The sequence below is a fragment of the Paenibacillus kribbensis genome (assembly GCF_002240415.1).
GTDB lineage: Bacteria > Bacillota > Bacilli > Paenibacillales > Paenibacillaceae > Paenibacillus > Paenibacillus kribbensis.
Map to the genome: position 1 here is coordinate 3913700 of NZ_CP020028.1, position 16086 is coordinate 3929785.

Annotated in this window: 14 protein-coding genes and 1 pseudogene; 10 read left to right on the forward strand and 5 right to left on the reverse strand. The window is 45.3% G+C overall.

Features of this window, described 5'->3' with window-relative positions; all coding sequences use genetic code 11:
• Nucleotides 1-6 precede the first annotated feature (6 nt).
• Both B4V02_RS17415 and B4V02_RS17420 read right to left on the reverse strand, forming a co-directional pair.
• Nucleotides 7-1074: an S-methyl thiohydantoin desulfurase family protein gene (locus tag B4V02_RS17415; protein WP_094155750.1), complete on the reverse strand. Its 1068-nt coding sequence runs from the start codon at nucleotides 1072-1074 to the stop codon at nucleotides 7-9.
• 10 nt (nucleotides 1075-1084) lie between these two features.
• Nucleotides 1085-2692 (reverse strand): OPT/YSL family transporter, encoded by a 1608-nt coding sequence (locus B4V02_RS17420; protein ID WP_094155751.1) that lies wholly within the window; start codon nucleotides 2690-2692, stop codon nucleotides 1085-1087.
• Between the two features lie 308 nt (nucleotides 2693-3000).
• On the opposite strand from B4V02_RS17420, the gene B4V02_RS17425 reads away from it, so the two are divergent.
• The 8 genes and pseudogenes from B4V02_RS17425 (at nucleotide 3001) to B4V02_RS17460 (ending at nucleotide 10948) form a co-directional block, all read left to right on the forward strand.
• Entirely contained in the window at nucleotides 3001-3702 is a 702-nt protein-coding gene (locus tag B4V02_RS17425) for a response regulator transcription factor (RefSeq protein ID WP_094155752.1), read from the forward strand.
• The gene (locus tag B4V02_RS17430) at nucleotides 3699-5060 is read left to right on the forward strand and encodes a sensor histidine kinase (protein ID WP_094155753.1); all 1362 of its coding nucleotides are present in this window, start codon (nucleotides 3699-3701) and stop codon (nucleotides 5058-5060) included. The genes B4V02_RS17425 and B4V02_RS17430 overlap by 4 nt, the downstream gene beginning before the upstream one ends.
• Before the next feature lie 22 nt (nucleotides 5061-5082).
• Nucleotides 5083-5676 (forward strand): PepSY domain-containing protein, encoded by a 594-nt coding sequence (locus B4V02_RS17435; RefSeq protein WP_094155754.1) that lies wholly within the window; start codon nucleotides 5083-5085, stop codon nucleotides 5674-5676.
• Nucleotides 5677-5791: 115 nt separating this feature from the next.
• Entirely contained in the window at nucleotides 5792-6337 is a 546-nt protein-coding gene (locus B4V02_RS17440; RefSeq protein WP_094155755.1) for a PepSY domain-containing protein, read from the forward strand.
• Between the two features lie 142 nt (nucleotides 6338-6479).
• Nucleotides 6480-7496, forward strand: a complete 1017-nt coding sequence (locus B4V02_RS17445; protein ID WP_094155756.1) for an aminoglycoside phosphotransferase family protein — start codon at nucleotides 6480-6482, stop codon at nucleotides 7494-7496.
• Nucleotides 7497-7504: 8 nt separating this feature from the next.
• Entirely contained in the window at nucleotides 7505-8401 is an 897-nt protein-coding gene (locus tag B4V02_RS17450) for a phosphotransferase (RefSeq protein ID WP_094155757.1), read from the forward strand.
• 381 nt (nucleotides 8402-8782) lie between these two features.
• Nucleotides 8783-9368, forward strand: a pseudogene (locus tag B4V02_RS17455) (tyrosine-type recombinase/integrase); the annotation flags it as partial.
• Between the two features lie 197 nt (nucleotides 9369-9565).
• Nucleotides 9566-10948: a hypothetical protein gene (locus B4V02_RS17460; protein ID WP_167383765.1), complete on the forward strand. Its 1383-nt coding sequence runs from the start codon at nucleotides 9566-9568 to the stop codon at nucleotides 10946-10948.
• Nucleotides 10949-11170: 222 nt separating this feature from the next.
• Here the strand turns inward: B4V02_RS17460 and B4V02_RS25935 are convergent, their stop codons facing one another.
• Nucleotides 11171-11332, reverse strand: coding sequence for a hypothetical protein (locus tag B4V02_RS25935; protein ID WP_157739752.1), 162 nt, complete (start codon nucleotides 11330-11332; stop codon nucleotides 11171-11173).
• A 157-nt stretch (nucleotides 11333-11489) separates the two neighbouring features.
• Between B4V02_RS25935 and B4V02_RS17465 the strand changes: the two genes are divergently transcribed.
• Entirely contained in the window at nucleotides 11490-11684 is a 195-nt protein-coding gene (locus B4V02_RS17465; RefSeq protein ID WP_007430441.1) for a tautomerase family protein, read from the forward strand.
• 102 nt (nucleotides 11685-11786) lie between these two features.
• Here B4V02_RS17465 and B4V02_RS17470 read toward each other — a convergent pair whose 3' ends face one another.
• A complete protein-coding gene (locus B4V02_RS17470; protein WP_094155759.1) occupies nucleotides 11787-12455 on the reverse strand; it encodes an IS4 family transposase in 669 nt (222 codons plus the stop codon).
• Nucleotides 12456-13045: 590 nt separating this feature from the next.
• Entirely contained in the window at nucleotides 13046-14941 is a 1896-nt protein-coding gene (locus B4V02_RS17475) for a PrkA family serine protein kinase (protein WP_094155760.1), read from the reverse strand.
• Between the two features lie 281 nt (nucleotides 14942-15222).
• On the opposite strand from B4V02_RS17475, the gene B4V02_RS17480 reads away from it, so the two are divergent.
• Nucleotides 15223-16059: a DUF2161 family putative PD-(D/E)XK-type phosphodiesterase gene (locus B4V02_RS17480; RefSeq protein WP_094155761.1), complete on the forward strand. Its 837-nt coding sequence runs from the start codon at nucleotides 15223-15225 to the stop codon at nucleotides 16057-16059.
• Nucleotides 16060-16086: the final 27 nt, after the last annotated feature.

The window sequence follows — 16086 nt, forward strand, 5'->3', positions numbered from 1 at the left end:
TACATTTTATAAGTAGGGCAGTATCGGCTTATGGATTATTGGCTCAATCGATTGCAGCAATTTGCTGTTAGACATGGTCGTACTCAGCAGAAGTCGTTCCTTCGGTACTGCAATGACAACCAGCCGCTGTCCTTTGTTTACGGCAGCTGTGATGACAGGTCTGCCTGTATCGATATCCAATGTCATGATCAGGTCTGGAAATGTGGCTAACCGTTCCCCGTCAAGCTCCAGCGACATGTACTCATTCCAGAAGGTCATTTCGTAGACCCGACCGCTATCCGCTATATGAACCACCCCGGCGTCAAAGCCTCCTGATGTTTCAAGCCGGCACTCTGTGACTTCACCTGTAGCGATAACCTTGCCGCCCAGCTCGGCGGTCACGGCAGCAATCGCAGCCTCGCCTTGGTGAGCCAGCATCGCTTCTCCGACGGCGATTGCCCGGGAAATGGCTCCCGGGGTACCATTCGCTTTTGCATAAGCAGCAGTCACTGGATTCCTCGCAACTGCTACCAATCCTCCAGCTTCCACCGAGGCTTTACGAACCAGCGAAGCGGCATGATCCAGGGAACTTGTAATGCCCAATTCTATATAGTGCTCCCCGCGTCCGCCTACGGCAGCCTGATGGCTGACGTAATTCGGCAGCTCGGTTAAATTCATCGAGCCCATCGTTCCTGTGGGATGCGCCCGCCCGTTACATGCAAAATCCACAACCGGGATACCGGTCAAGGCCGACTGAAACCAGCCATTAATCGTTGTTTCGCCGCCATTCTCATTCGTGTGCAGAGCCCGGACGCCCTTTCCTGTCATGGAAGAGACCATATTCAGGGCTTTTACATAATGAACGGGCTTTACATATTTATCCGGCGCAGCCGGAGCACCAACAACAGCCACAGTAACGAAGAGATCGTCGTCTGCAAAATGGTCTATTGGCACTAGCAGCGGCTGTCCTGCTTCAAGAGCCAGCTTGCCGATCCGCAGCCCTTCCTCAACCCAGCCTCCGCCTCCGCCGCCCAAGACAGCACCGCCATATACGGCATATTCAACAATCCTTTCATCCAGCTTTAAAGCGTCCATCTGCATCATCTCACTTTTTTAGTTTAAATACGGAGTTAAAGAAGTTATAGAGAGCATCCCCTGCGATAAAACCGGCAGCCAGAATCGTCATAGAAGCTACCGTCTCCTTTTTCCCAAAACGGGTTACCAGATAGCGGATCGCTATGCCGACCAGCACGGCCCAGCATGCGTTAGCTGTCGCAATCAACAGCCCTGTTGCAAACATGACGCCCAATTGGCGCTTAGAACCACCGATGAGTTGGAGAATCGCTCCCGGAATCGCCCACAGCAAAAGCTGACTTGCAATCCCCGGTGTAGCCCCGGCCTGAATCGTCGACACATATACCTTATCAATCGGCGGCACCAGATTTTGTGCAAAATAGCTCGGATAAGCCAATGCTACCGTTACCAGTGCAACCGCAAACGCGATCAGGGCTGTTATATACTGCTGCTTTCTGCCTTCCCGTTCCAGCTCTTTATCCTTGCCATTGCCGCGCAGGATGTAGCCTGTTTTCAAATCGTAGCCCATGTCAGCAAAAGCAGGACCTGTAGCTGCGCTAAACCCGGCCAGCAGCGCCAGCGCCACGGGTGGAAACCCGATCATCATTCCGCCGAGCAATGTGATAAAAGCGACTGCGAAGGCAGGAAACCAACCGGAATGCATAGCCGCGATACCGACGATAATTTCATGCACAAACGCGGCAAAGGCTGCAAATACGATAAAGCCGATCAACATACCTGCCGACATGTGTGTAACCAGTCCGCCGATGATGGCGATCAGCAGTGAAATAACCAGATAAGCGATAAAACCGAGTCCAAGCGTACGACGGGCCTCTGCAATCGGACGGGTATATTCCACCTCCGAGGCTGTATCTGCAAGTATGACGGTGCCGTCCTTTTTCTTCTTGGAAAAGCCAAACACGAGTATAGCCGCCTGAATTAACGCCACAATACCCGCCCCGATCATCACGCCATGGGCGATGTAGAGCGCATTAACGTCAATCTGAAATAGCGGCATGGAATACTGGCGAATCAATAGACCCATCCCGAACATGCCTAGCGCCCAAATATTGCCGATAAATGCGACCCCAAAGGCAGACATCGGGATGCTCAAGTAGGAGCCGACTACCCCGATCAGTGCCCCAATGCCTAGCAAACCGGCACGTTTGCCGCCTTTATCACCGGCTTTGATCGATTCCGCTGTTGCAACCCCCGGAGCCCAGGTGCCTGAAGCTGGAAACAGCTTGGAATCAAAAATTTTATAAAGTATCGTCGCATCTGCGAACATAGCTAACGCCGCCCCCAGCAGCATCGGTACAACCAAATCAGGTGTTCCCATAAGATAAGGGATTCCAATAGGAATCAGCAGGCTGTTGGCTGCCCCGAAAGTAGCTGAGGAAATAGCGGTTTGTACCAAGTTTTGACGATGAACGGATTTATATCGTAAAAACCAGTTGACTGGAATACGTGCAATCAACATCGCAACTAACGCTCCGATGATGGCCGTATTCGGGGTTACGCCGAGACTGGTTACGATCTGCATCCCGATAATCGCTCCCAGAATACTTGTAGCTACAATCAGAATAAATGCAAAAGGCTCAAACGTTTTCGGGTGGCGCTTTTCTTGTTCGTGTTCCATATGACCCTCCTGCGTTTTAGATATATTGTTTTTCATCCCTCATAAATAGGTTTAACTTATGTTACTGCAACTTTCCTGCCATAAACAATGTTCCGCCTGACCAAAACAATGACCTGTTTATTGTGCGCCAAAGATAAAAAAGCAAATATAGAACGCTATCATTACATTTTATTCCTTTTAAATGTCATAAAACATAACACGATGTATGAAAATATCTTTTCCCTCTCCTTTTGCTTTAAAGTGTCTTAGCTGCCCTGATATGCTAAAATACTTCCGTATCGGCTATTCGCCTACAGGAGGACATGAACATGAATCAATCCATTCTGATCGTGGAAGACGAAGAGAAAATTGCCCGGCTTCTAGAGATCGAGCTTGAATTTGAAGGATATCGAGTGGTTAAAGAAAAAAACGGAATTGACGGACTGGAGACGTATTACAAAGGGACATGGGATCTGGTATTACTGGATATTATGGTTCCTGGTCTCAGCGGCACCCAGCTGCTGCAACGGATTCGTAAGAATGATGCCAACATTCCTGTCATTTTACTAACGGCTAAAAGTTCCATTGCGGATAAGGTGGAGGGGCTTGATTTGGGAGCCAACGACTACATTACCAAACCGTTTGTGATTGAAGAGCTCCTTGCACGTGTACGAGCCGCGCTCAGAGTAGCCGCAACGAAGGACACAGCTCCGCGGATGGCAGACACATGGCTTGGTGCAGGGGATTTACGCCTCCATGAAGGTACCCGTGAGGTTCTTCGGGGGGAGCACAGCGTTGACCTTACGCCGCGAGAATTTGACTTGCTCGTTCATTTACTGCGACATCAGCGGCAGGTGCTGAGCCGTGAGCAATTATTGGAGAATGTATGGGGTATAGACTATGTTGGCGACACCAACGTGGTAGATGTGTATATTCGGTATGTGCGCAATAAAATCGACCCCACTCGCCAGCTCCCCGAATTAATTCATACTGTACGGGGTATTGGTTATGTGTTGAAGGAATCCGTATGAAGCTGCAAAACAAAATCCATACCTACACCTCGTTGCTACTTGCAGTCTTGCTTGTCGCCATTCATTTTTCGGTTTATTTTCTATTCAGCCAGCTTTCTATCAACAGTCGCAAGGATCAGGTAGAAGCCACAGCGGAGAATATCATTCGCGGTATTCAGCGCGCTCCGGCATCGGTAGCGGCAGAGGATCTTCTTCGAGCCTATGTACCGCTGGATGGCATGCTTCGGCTAATGAATCCGAAGGGTGATTTTCTCCCCCCCATCACCTCTTCTTCGGAGCAATCTCTCAGCTTGATGAAGAGTGCTTATAATGAGACACGACAAGTTCGCATGATTACCCATGAAAACAAGCGCTACATTCTTGTTTCCGTCCCCATGATTTGGACCAATGGCGAGGTTGTCAATCTTCAGGTGACCGAAAGTCTGCAACCGACGATGCAGACACTGCAGGTACTCAGAATTGTACTTGTAGCTGTCACCGGAATTGCACTCATTCCTGTCATGATATCGGGCAGACTGCTCGGGCGACTGATTACACGTCCCATTACCTCTATGATTCGCACGATGAAAGAGATTCAACGTAGTGGAAAATTCAAACGGCTTTCGCTTGACGCTACATCACGCGACGAGCTGGTCGAGATGGGAGAAACGTTTAATGACATGATTGAATTGCTGGAACGCAACTTTGTCCGGCAAGAACAATTTGTCTCTAATGCATCCCATGAATTGAAAACACCTCTTACCATTATTGAAAGTTATGCCAGTCTGCTAAAACGTCGGGGTCTACAGCATCCCAACATCTTCGCCGAGTCTGTTGAAGCTATCCATTCCGAGGCAATACGAATGAAGGACATGATAGAGCAGCTTCTTCATTTGGCCAAAAACGAGGAACAATGGAATGTCGTATTGGAGCCTGTACGCCTGACCAAAGTGGCGACCGAATTGAAAGCTACATTTGAAAATGCCTTTGCCCGGCAAATCCACCTGGACATACAGGCAGACTGCATCGGCTATACCGATGAAAATAAACTAAAGCAACTGCTATTTATCTTTTTGGATAATGCACGCAAATACAGTGACGAGCCAGTGCGGCTAACCATCGATGCCGTAGGCGATACGCCCCAGCCCTGTATTAGAATCACGGATCGGGGAATTGGAATTCCAGAGGATAAGCTATCTAAAGTATTTGACCGCTTCTATCGCGTAGATGAAGCCAGAAACCGTGAGGAAGGTGGCGCCGGTCTAGGCCTGGCACTGGCTACAGGAATTGCTCAAGCTATTCACGCACACATTGGACTGGAAAGTATACAGGGAAGTGGCACAACAGCAACGATCATCCTCCCTTCCGTTCCAAAATAATAAGCTTAAGGAGGGAATAACGATGAAAGCCATGTATGTGTGGATCATTGGAGGTACGGTGGCGGCTATATTGATCACCTTTTGCCTTTTACAGTGGCCTTGGGCACGGTCGTTGGCAGCTTCGCCCTTGGAAGAAAAAACGGTCATCCAATCCGTATTGCATCAGTATCCCGGCGAGGTGCTGGAATCCAGACGCCTGGATCATTACTATCTGATCAAGTTGGAACGAGAGAAAGGAAAATACGATATAAAGGTCAACGTCTATGACGGTATCATCGAATCCATTACGCGGACGCAAGCTTATACGGATACCCGACAGGAGCCCCAGAATCACAGTCCTGTTTCGCCACCAAGTAAGGACATATCGGGTCCAATCAGCAAACCTGACCCAGTGTCTCTCGTGATCACAGAGAAGGAAGCAGCCCAGCTTGCTGCCAAGGCAGTTAACGGAACATCCGATGATATCGAGCTTCACCGTAACGAAAAAGGTCTCTATTATCTCGTTGAGGTTGAGATCAAGGATGGGCGTGAAGCTGTCGTGCAGGTTAATGCAGTATCGGGCTCTATCGACTCTGTCACTTGGGAAAAAGAAAAGCAGGACCACAACGACGAATAAGCTGATTAGCATCACTCCCATATTTTCTCATTGTTTTCTCATGATTTTATTATGTTCCTCTCATGTTCAAAAGATAAGCTGTATTCAAGCTTACAGACACAGGGAGGAATTATAAATGAAAAAACACTATGCATTAGGAATTATGGCAGCAACGGTGCTGCTTGGAGTTACGGTTACGGGTGTATCAGCGAATGCCGTTTGGGCTGCCAAACCTGCGGATCTTATTGGAGCGACAACGGCTGCCAATATTGCCAAGAAGGCAGTGGGCAATGATGCGCAAGTTAAAGATGTTGAACTGGAGCGTGAAATTGAAAGGGTCTACTATGAAGTGGAGCTTCAGCAGGGCAATAAAGATTGGGATATCGATGTAGATGCTTACACTGGAAAAACCATTCGTTCCCATTCTGAACTTAACGATGACTCAAATGACAAGTCCTCCTTCAACAAACCAAACCACGTCACCATAACCGAGAAGCAGGCTGGGCAAATCGCGCTCAAGAACGTGCCTGGCACTCTTCTGTCTACTAAATTGGATAAGGAAGACGGGCGGTTCATTTACGATGTAAAGGTGCTTACCGATGAAGGCACCGTTGAATTCGAAATCCATGCTACATCTGGAGCAATCGTGGATATGGACAAGGATTTTGATAATAACCGCTAAAGTTAACTCAAACGGGCCAGCGAACTTTCGCTTTCCCGTTTTTTTTGACCTGCTCGATACACACCTATTACCTCATTATGAATAGACTGATAACTAACAGAGGATTGCCTTTTTCTTTAATCACAAGTCAAGTGAGGTACTTATGACGAAATCCTATACCAAAGCACAGATTCGCAATATCACCCGTCGTTTTGGCCTGATTCCGTTAAAATCAAGCTTAGTTTCATCACTATACCGAAAAAATGCAGTTATCCAAGTAAGAGCCAAAAAGGGAACTTATGCATTAAAGCCCTTTAGCCGTACCAAGATGGTCCGCTCAAATACAATTCAACAGATGGAGCAGGCTGCAAGCATGATTAGGCTTTTGAAAAAGAGAAAGTATCGCTACATGCCCGCGTGGCTTCCGACACATTCCGGAAAGCTATGGACTTTATATCAAGGAACGCCATTTTATGTGAGTCAGTGGATCAAAGGGCGGGGATTGGGGACTGCGGAAGATTTTGAAAAGCTTGGAAGGGCACTTGCCACGCTTCATGCCACGCCCATCGGCTCGCATCGGATTGGAAGGGGAAGATCCCCTACGTCCCAGCAATTGCGGATATGGAAAAACCAGGACCGTCTTTTTCAAAGCAGAATAAAACAAATCAGCCGTCATGACACAAAATACCGCAACTGGTACAACGCTTTCGGCAAAGACTGCAAACGTTTATCCAGGCGGGCATGGAGGGATTTACAGGACGCCTCCATTACCAGGCTGCTTCATAAGGAAAAGCGTTCCCCCTCTTTGATACACAGTGACATCACGATTCCTAATGTCATTATTTCAAATACTGGGCAACTCAAAATCATTGATTGGGATCGGGTTAAGGTCGGCTCAGTCTATGCGGATCTGGCAAAGGCCCTTATGAATACGACCCAATTCAATCCTGAATTTGTGCAATCCCTGCTGAAAGGATACCAAAAACGCAAGCCACTAGGCCGAACTGAACGAAAAATAGTTACAGCCCTGTATAAATTGCCTCGAGAAGCGTGGCATGCCTCTCGACACCCCATTCGCTCAAGAGACCGCGAGATCCTGGATAATTGGGATCAATCGTGGCCCCTTCGTTTACAAATCATTCATATTTTGCAGGAATGGTCCATGTATAAAAGAAAGTGAGGATCAAAATGTCGATTTTATCAAACGTTGAGCAGATGTACGGAATCAAAATTCAACGTGCTCGTCAAAAAAAGGACATACACAAGATCGAGACCGCCAGCATGACCTATTGTTTAAAACCCTATAATTTTCCAGAAGATGAAATTCGTTTTATTACACATGTGTTGTCCTTCCTGGATGAGCGCGGGTTCACCCGTAGCCAAAAGGTGTATCCGACAGTGCAGCAAACCGCTTATATGACCCATGAAGGCGTTTCGTATACGTTAACCAATTGGGTTGATGGACAAAGACCAAAATTTACAAAAAAAATAGATTTCAAAAAGGGTATTTGCACCTTGGCCAAATTTCACTCCAGCGCTGTAGGCTTTCCTGTCACCGAAGCTCCGGCAGCCAGAATACGTTACGAAGGCTTGGGTGATGAAATTGCTGGCTACAAAAAACGCCTCAGTCCCTACAAAGGCACAGCACATCTCGTGGCTCTCTGTGAGGAAGTGACGCATCGTTTACAGCAGCCCAAGGTTCGAGAAGCCATCGACTCGGAGCAAAAAGCCGGCGCATTTATACATGGCGACTACAATTATCCCAATCTGATTAAAGACAGACAGCTCAAGATTCATTTAATCGATTTTGAAAATTGCTCCCTGCATGTAAGAATGAAAGACTTGTCCCATCTTCTTCATCGAAATTGTCTTTGGAACGGGACAAAAATGCTGCGCGCAGTCGACTACTATCAACGATATCGTCCGTTAAGCCCCCGTGATTTACATTTGCTTCACGCGCTTTTAATCTCTCCCTATCACGTGGTCCGCAACATCAGAATAGCCGGCATCCGTTCTGCTAAGCGTGTTATTCCATCATTTGCGCAATTGAACAAATACCGACGTGAGCTTAGAGCGCTGCTATAAAGCTGCCTGATTGAACCAGCAGGAAACAGACCAAGCAAATTAATTGTAGTATCATAATAAGAGGATAATATGTTCAGTATACGAGCATATATCCTCTATTTTTTTACATATTAGAATCCATATACAGGTATTAAAAATAGCGTTTAATATATTAATAATGTTATAGTTCAATAAGAATAGCTGGAAGGCGTAGCCCACAGCGGGAGGCGTAGCGAGGTTTTACCGAGCGTTATCATTTATGTCATTGTGGATGGTGGAAGTCTATGAGGGTGCAAGAAGTTCTTTTTGAGGATAACACTAAGAGATACATGTTAATAGATGGGGAGGGACTCCCTGTGGTTCCAGTTTTGAAATACCTTAAATACATGGATCAAACGGGGAAAAGTACTGGATGCAACAACAAATATCAGAGATCGTTTTCTCATCCAGCTGTTATTTGAAACAGGTCTGCGCATTGGCGAAGTTCTATCGCTTTATCTGGAAGATATTAAATTTGATCACAGAGGGCATCGTATTGTTCTGAAGGATCGGGGAGAATTAGAAAATGGAGCCATGCTCAAAACAGGAGAGCGTGGCATATACGTTTCCCAAGCGCTAATGGAATTGTTTGACGACTACTTGTATGAAGTCCTAGACGAGCTAGACTTCCGAAGCAATTTCGTTTTTGTGATTCTCCGTGGCGAAAATAAAGGTAAGCCCCTTACGCTAACCGCCGTAGAAGCCCTGTTTAAGCGATTAAGGGTAAAGACCGGAATTAGCAAGCTTCACCCTCACTTGTTTCGCCATACCCATGCAACGATGGTTCTATCAACGGACCAAAGACATTAAGCAAGTCCAAGAACGTCTTGGGCATGCTCAAATACAGACGACGATGAACTTGTACCTTCATCCTTCAGAAGAAGACATCCGTGAGGATTGGGAAAAAGCACAGCTCGCTTTTCAGATCAAAAAAAGGAATGAAGACTAGAGATGAACGTTTTTCAGCAATCATGCCACGACAAAACAAACTTTCATAAGCGGTTAGAGAAAACACTATCAAGTTTTCCGGAAAAAACCATACACATTGACGGAACGGTTTCGTTATAGCAGGTGAATGACCCATATTTCTTGGTTAGTAATACTTGGAGCTTCGGATTTATTGGCGAGATCAAGCAGTTTGAAGACATGGCGAAAAATTATAGACATTCTAATCAAAATGTCTATTTTCGGATCACAAGCCCTACGGTCAATTTAGAATTGAAATATATATGGTATCACAAGCTGTTCAATGATATATGGACATTGACCAGTATTTTTGGCGGACAAGCAGCAAAATTGAATAAAATTGCGCGATTTTTGAATGAAAAATACCCTGCACTTCATTCCCTGCTTGACCTGGAAATCGACAAAGCGGAGCATGAGTGGTTGCATTGGTTAAATGATCAAGGAAACAAGATAAAATTTTATAGGCAGGTCCTACAATATGGAGCAGAATATACACATAACAATCATTTAGCGAACTTTTTGCGATACATCCATTCAAACCTCTACCAGTTAACAGATAACCGGGAAGAATGGGAGAAGGACCGTTGGGATGTAAGAATTTTGCATGAGAGATACGGAATTTATTACAACAAAAGTTCTACAAATTATTTATTGGATTTTACCAATATTAAACAAGTAAATATGGACCAACATATCAAAAAATACATTAAGCATCGCTTACTCAGTAAAAGCTTTTCTTGGAGTAGTGCTCGAAGATATATTTTATATTTATCAAGATTCATTGCATTCATTTTTTCATTGGAACCAACATGGCGAGATTTAAAGGGACTAAAACGCTCACACATCGAGCGATATATCCAATGGTTGCATGAATATACCGCGAAAAAGTTAATGCAAAAAAATGCACATTCCGAAAACTACATTTTGGAAGGTTTACTTGTGATCAGGAAGTTTTTGGAGGACATTCAGCGATACGAATATGACATTGCCCCCATGACGCATGTGCGCAAGCTCCTTTTTCCAGAGGACATGCCCAAGCTTCGAAAAAAATCAATTGAACAGATCGACTACATTCCAGAATATGTATTAGAACAATTATTCACTTATCTCAATGAATTAAACAAAAACTACATCCCCGTAGTATGGGTTGCTTTTAAAACGGGATTGCGCATTTCCGATGTATTAGGTTTAACTGCGGATTGTTTGGTCAAACTAAACGGCAAATATTCCATTGTAACCGATATAGAAAAGATGGTAAGTCTGATACCTAAGCTGACCTTTGTTAAGGACTCTCTGAGTGTTGATAAAGATTATATTTACATTGACGTCAGTGTAAGAACTGAGGAGGAAGAAAAAACACGGAGTTTTAAATTCAACTTAAAATCAATAGTTGACCATAGAGAACTAAATATTAATTTTGATAAGCCATCCAAAACAATTGAAATTATAAACGATGTAGGTTATGGAATAAGAATAAGAGTGCTACCTTTTTTTCTAGAACAAACTCAGTATGAGCTTGATTGTGAGATATTATATATAGGTCAGTCCACGCCTGTTGATTAACCAGAAACTGGTTTTTTGAGATTTGACAAATAGACATGTTTTTCCAACACTTTGGTAGTGGCGATGATCCATTCAATTTGTAGTTGATCGTGCTGAATTTGTTCCGCGAAACGGATCAAGGGCATTCTTGCAAGGGATGACAAATGATTTTGAGTGATCATATAACCATTTCAAGATAACGTAAGTCATTAACGCGGCAAAAAGCTGATTTGAACACGGCATTCATTGTTGTGCCAAAGCTGCGTGCATAAAGAATACAAGTAACTGATGTGCTATAAATTTGCGTGCTGTATCTTTGTAGTTCAACTCTTTCAGTATGCTGATCACATCTTCTTCTTTAAGAAGAATTTGAACAAAGTTTGTAAACGTGGTAGACTTTTTCATGAGGTCTCCTCTTTCAAATCGGGTTCTGTGGTGGAATCGATTTTATCGAAAGAGTGGCCTTTTTTCAACTTTTGGATACCTTATTTTGGTTAATCGACAGGCGTGATCAACTATATCTTTAAGTATCAACAGTAACCTATATATGGAGGGAAGAACTATGCCTTATATTAATCTTCAAATAACAAAGGGCGCTTCTCGTGATCAGAAAGCCCAAGTTGTTAAAGAGTTTACAGAGACTCTGGTTCGGGTTCTTGACAAAAAACCAGAACATATTCATATTGTCATCGAAGAAATTGAGGATGAAAACTGGGGGTTTTCAGGAATTTTGACTGATGATTTTAGAAAGCAATAAAAGCAAAAGAAGTAGATCTTGCCGCTCGAAATTACTTAGAGCAAGTTGGTTTGAAGGGAATTTTGTTGCATAGGACAAGTCATACATCTCCACGCCTGTTGATTAACCAGAAACTGTTTTTTTGAGATTTGACAAATAGACATGTTTTTCCAACACTTTGGTAGTGGCGATGATCCATTCAATTTGTAGTTGATCGTGCTGAATTTGTTCCGCGAAACGGATCAAGGGCATTCTCTTGCAAGGGATGACAAATGATTTTGAGTGATCATATAACCATTTCAAGATAACGTAAGTCATTAACGCGGCAAAAAGCTGATTGAACACGGCATTCATTGTTGTGCGAAACAAAACAGGTACATTTAGGTTCTGTTTTATCCATCTGAAGAAAACTTCAATACCCCAGCGTGCCTTGTAGGTATCAGCAATTTCTTCGGCTGATAGATGCACAAGATTGGTTGCGACCCGAATTTCATTGCCGCTGTTATCTTGAAAGGTCACGACGCGATGTCGAAGCTCCGACTGGCACTGGGGTGTTCCGAGATAACAAGTAATATCCCGTATGACGTTCGAGGTTTCCACTTTCCTGTTCTTTAAGGAATGTGGGTTCACAAGCGTTACGTTCTCTTTGATACGGGTTACAAAATACTGCTTCTCCGCGACATATTGATCAAAACGCTTGATCTTCCCGTAAGCGCGGTCATTTACTAAGATGTAATCCTTGTCCGCAAGCTTCTCACCGATAGGGCCATCATGAACTGAAGCGGCTCTTATTAATTACTTCAAACCCGAGTATAATGAAAAATTCAAGAATAACTTTCCAAATATCGAACACCTTGGTTACAAACATTACTACGACTTAGATTATAATTCCGTATTGGTAGAACTTGATACTGATACAATAAATGTGAATTTATTTACAAATGAGGTAGCCTATTCAAAATGGAGGGCTGTTGAGTATCCTTTATACTCAGAAGAAGTTAGAAAAAATATGTTTGATTTCTTTTATTGATAAATTAATTTAGAGCAGTCTGTAGTTCATAACGAGTATCTATATTTGTAGCAAAATGTACAAGTCAATTTTAGCTAAGGCAAGCCCGCCAAGGGTTCAGCTAAACGGGACACGATAGTTCAATCAGAAAAAGGGTTTCATATATTAGACATGTCTAATATATGAAACCCTTTATTTTTCTTCATTTTTTAATTTTAGGTCTTGATAAGTTGACTGGTCTGTTTTTTTATATGTATGTCTTCTAATACAACAAAATCCGGCAGCACCTGAAACTTCCTGTGCTTACCGGATTCCCTATAAGATGTACATTGACCGAACCGTGCTGTATACTGTCCTTGCTTTCCTCAAATGATTACCGGTTTAAGAGACTGCCTACATACCGCAACAAATCGTTAGCGCTGGCCGCTGTATAACCATGCTCCTCAATCAGCCGCTTGATGACCTCATTCATCCGTTTAAGCTGGTTAGCATCAGGCGTTTTGGTCGAGGTCGTAATCTTCACAATGTCCTTCAGATCTGCAAATAGCTTCTTCTCGATAGCCTCACGCAGCCGATCATGATGATGATATTCAAACTTCCGGCCCTTGCGCGAATACGAGGAAATCCGGATTAATATTTCTTCGCGGAATGCCTTTTTCGCATTTTCTGACACCCCGATCTGCTCCTCAATCGAGCGCATAAGCCGCTCATCCGGGTCCAGCTCCTCATCCGTGAGCGGATCGCGGATTTTAGTCCAATTGCAGAAGGCTTCGATGTTATCCAAATAGTTGTCGAACAGCGTCTTGGCTGATTCCTCGAAAGAGTACACAAAGGCCTTCTGCACTTCTTTTTTCGCCAACTCGTCATACTCTTTGCGGGCCACGGAAATAAAATTCAGATAGCGCTCGCGCTCTTCCTTCGTAATGGAAGCATGCTGATCCAGACCATCCTTGATCGCTCGTAAAATATCCAGTGCATTGATGGATTCCACATTTTGCTTAATTAATGCACTGGAAATACGATTAATGACGTACCGTGGGTCTACCCCGGACATGCCTTCCTCCAGAAACTCACTTTGCATTTCCTTCAGGTCGGCTTCCTTGTAGCCTTCAACCTCTTCACCGTCGTACATGCGCATCTTTTTGACCAAATCCATACCTTGCTTCTTCGTTTCTTTCAAGCGGGTAAGCACGGAGAAAATGGCAGCCGTTCGCAGCGCATGAGGAGCAATATGAATATGCCACATGTCACTTTGCTCAATGAGCTTGGCATAAATCTTTTCTTCCTCCGACACTTTCAGGTTATAAGGAATCGGCATTACAATCATCCGCGACTGCAATGCCTCGTTCTTTTTATTCGCAATAAAGCTTTTATACTCCGACTCATTGGTGTGAGCCACAATCAATTCATCTGCACTGATGAGGGCAAACCGTCCGGCCTTGAAATTTCCCTCCTGGGTCAGGGACAACAAATTCCACAAAAACTTCTCATCACATTTCAGCATTTCCTGAAACTCCATCAACCCGCGATTCGCTTTGTTCAGCTCTCCGTCAAAACGATATGCACGCGGATCGGATTCCGAACCATACTCCGTAATCGTGGAAAAGTCGATGCTGCCTGTCAAATCAGCGATATCCTGGGACTTCGGATCAGAAGGGCTGAACGTACCTATGCCAACCCGGTTTTCTTCCGATAAAAATACCCGCTCCACGCGCACCTTTTCGATATCGCCATCAAATTCCGTACGCAATCTCATCTGGCAGGATGGGCAGAGATTACCTTCAATGCGCACACCCAGTTCCTTCTCAAACTCGGGACGCAGTTCATGAGGAATAAGATGAAGCGGATCTTCATGCATAGGGCAGCCTTGTATAGCGTACACAGCTCCCTGATCCGTTCTTGAAAATTTCTCCAGACCTCGTTTTAGCAAAGTGACCAGCGTCGATTTGCCCCCGCTGACGGGACCCATTAAAAGAAGGATACGCTTGCGTACATCAAGCCGTCTGGCTGAGGAATGGAAGTATTCCTCCACCAGCTTTTCCAGCGCACGATCCAGCCCAAAAATCTCCTGCTCAAAAAATTTATATCGCTTATGTCCCCCAACCTCTTCTACACCAAAAGATTCAATCATCTTGTAAACCCGTGCATGAGCGGTCATCGCCGGCGCCGGGTCTTTCTTGAGTATCTCGATATACTCTCTAAAAGTGCCGTTCCAGGCCAGACGGTTGCTTTCCGCCCGGTACTCCGCAATGCGTTCAAAAATATTCATGCTCGGTTCCTCCCATAGCTGCGTAATGGCTATCTTCAACTCCTGATGGTGATGGCTACACTCGTCACGCCTTTCAGGATATGATGGTATCCCCTAAAAAAAGTGTAATACATACCTATGCAGATTGATTTCAGAAGTGACCTGTTTTTTGTGACAGGTCTCCCTGCTTTTTCAAAAAAACGAAGGGGTATGTTGTGCTAAAATAACAACAACGACGCGGACCTGACGCATTATGGTACAATATAAACTCGGGATAATGGGATAAAGGAGCGGAAGAAGCAATGGCGGTTCGGCATGAGACGGAGCTATACGCTCCGATCAAAGCCTTTTTTGAGAGCTTGGGATATGAAATCAAAGGAGAGGTGCGCAACTGCGATTTGGTGGGTATCAAGCCAGAACAGCAGGAGCCACTGATTGTGGAGATCAAAAAGACGTTTAATCTGTCGCTTGTGCTGCAAGGCATGCAACGTTTGAAACTAACCAGCAATGTATATGTGGCCGTAGAACGAAATCGTGCAAAAAAAGGGGCTGTCAATCAGCGCTGGAGCGAGTTGGTTGGATTGTGCCGTCAACTGGGACTCGGTCTGCTTACCGTCACCCTTTTTAAGACCAAGCCACCGCTCGTAGAGATACTGTGCAAGCCTGCAGGCCCCAACGGCCATGAGCGCAAAACGACAGCGGTCCGCCCCGGCTCGCGCAAGGAGAGGCTGCTGCGGGAATTTCACGCACGCAGCGGTGACCACAATACTGGCGGCAGCACCCGGCGCAAGCTGGTCACGGCCTACCGGGAAAAAGCGCTGCGTGTAGCCGCAGCCTTGCAGAGCCTGGGGGAGGCCTCCCCTGTGCAGCTCGCCCGTACGGCTGCCGTCAGCGGAGCGGCTGCCGTCCTGCAGCACAACTACTACGGCTGGTTTGAGCGCGTAGCCCGTGGCCGCTATAAGCTGACCCCGTTCGGCGAAGCGGCTCTAAGCGAGTATGCGGCGGTGCTGCAAGAGCAAGGGACTGAAACGGCCGCAGCAAAGGCCGTAGAGCCTGGCGAAGGCGACGCGCAACATCGAATCGCAGAAACGCCAGCGCCTTACTCCTCCACCGCTGCTGCGGATACGGAGGATGGCTGACATTAGACGGTGGAGTGTCGGGATGCC

Bases quoted from the DNA above. Each gene is read 5' to 3' on its own strand.
- B4V02_RS17415 (WP_094155750.1), bottom strand. From the start codon at position 1,074: ATGGACGCTTTAAAGCTGGATGAAAGGATTGTTGAATATGCCGTATAT.
- B4V02_RS17420 (WP_094155751.1), bottom strand. From the start codon at position 2,692: ATGGAACACGAACAAGAAAAGCGCCACCCGAAAACGTTTGAGCCTTTT.
- B4V02_RS17425 (WP_094155752.1), top strand. From the start codon at position 3,001: ATGAATCAATCCATTCTGATCGTGGAAGACGAAGAGAAAATTGCCCGG.
- B4V02_RS17430 (WP_094155753.1), top strand. From the start codon at position 3,699: ATGAAGCTGCAAAACAAAATCCATACCTACACCTCGTTGCTACTTGCA.
- B4V02_RS17435 (WP_094155754.1), top strand. From the start codon at position 5,083: ATGAAAGCCATGTATGTGTGGATCATTGGAGGTACGGTGGCGGCTATA.
- B4V02_RS17440 (WP_094155755.1), top strand. From the start codon at position 5,792: ATGAAAAAACACTATGCATTAGGAATTATGGCAGCAACGGTGCTGCTT.
- B4V02_RS17445 (WP_094155756.1), top strand. From the start codon at position 6,480: ATGACGAAATCCTATACCAAAGCACAGATTCGCAATATCACCCGTCGT.
- B4V02_RS17450 (WP_094155757.1), top strand. From the start codon at position 7,505: ATGTCGATTTTATCAAACGTTGAGCAGATGTACGGAATCAAAATTCAA.
- B4V02_RS17460 (WP_167383765.1), top strand. From the start codon at position 9,566: ATGGCGAAAAATTATAGACATTCTAATCAAAATGTCTATTTTCGGATC.
- B4V02_RS25935 (WP_157739752.1), bottom strand. From the start codon at position 11,332: ATGAAAAAGTCTACCACGTTTACAAACTTTGTTCAAATTCTTCTTAAA.
- B4V02_RS17465 (WP_007430441.1), top strand. From the start codon at position 11,490: ATGCCTTATATTAATCTTCAAATAACAAAGGGCGCTTCTCGTGATCAG.
- B4V02_RS17475 (WP_094155760.1), bottom strand. From the start codon at position 14,941: ATGAATATTTTTGAACGCATTGCGGAGTACCGGGCGGAAAGCAACCGT.
- B4V02_RS17480 (WP_094155761.1), top strand. From the start codon at position 15,223: ATGGCGGTTCGGCATGAGACGGAGCTATACGCTCCGATCAAAGCCTTT.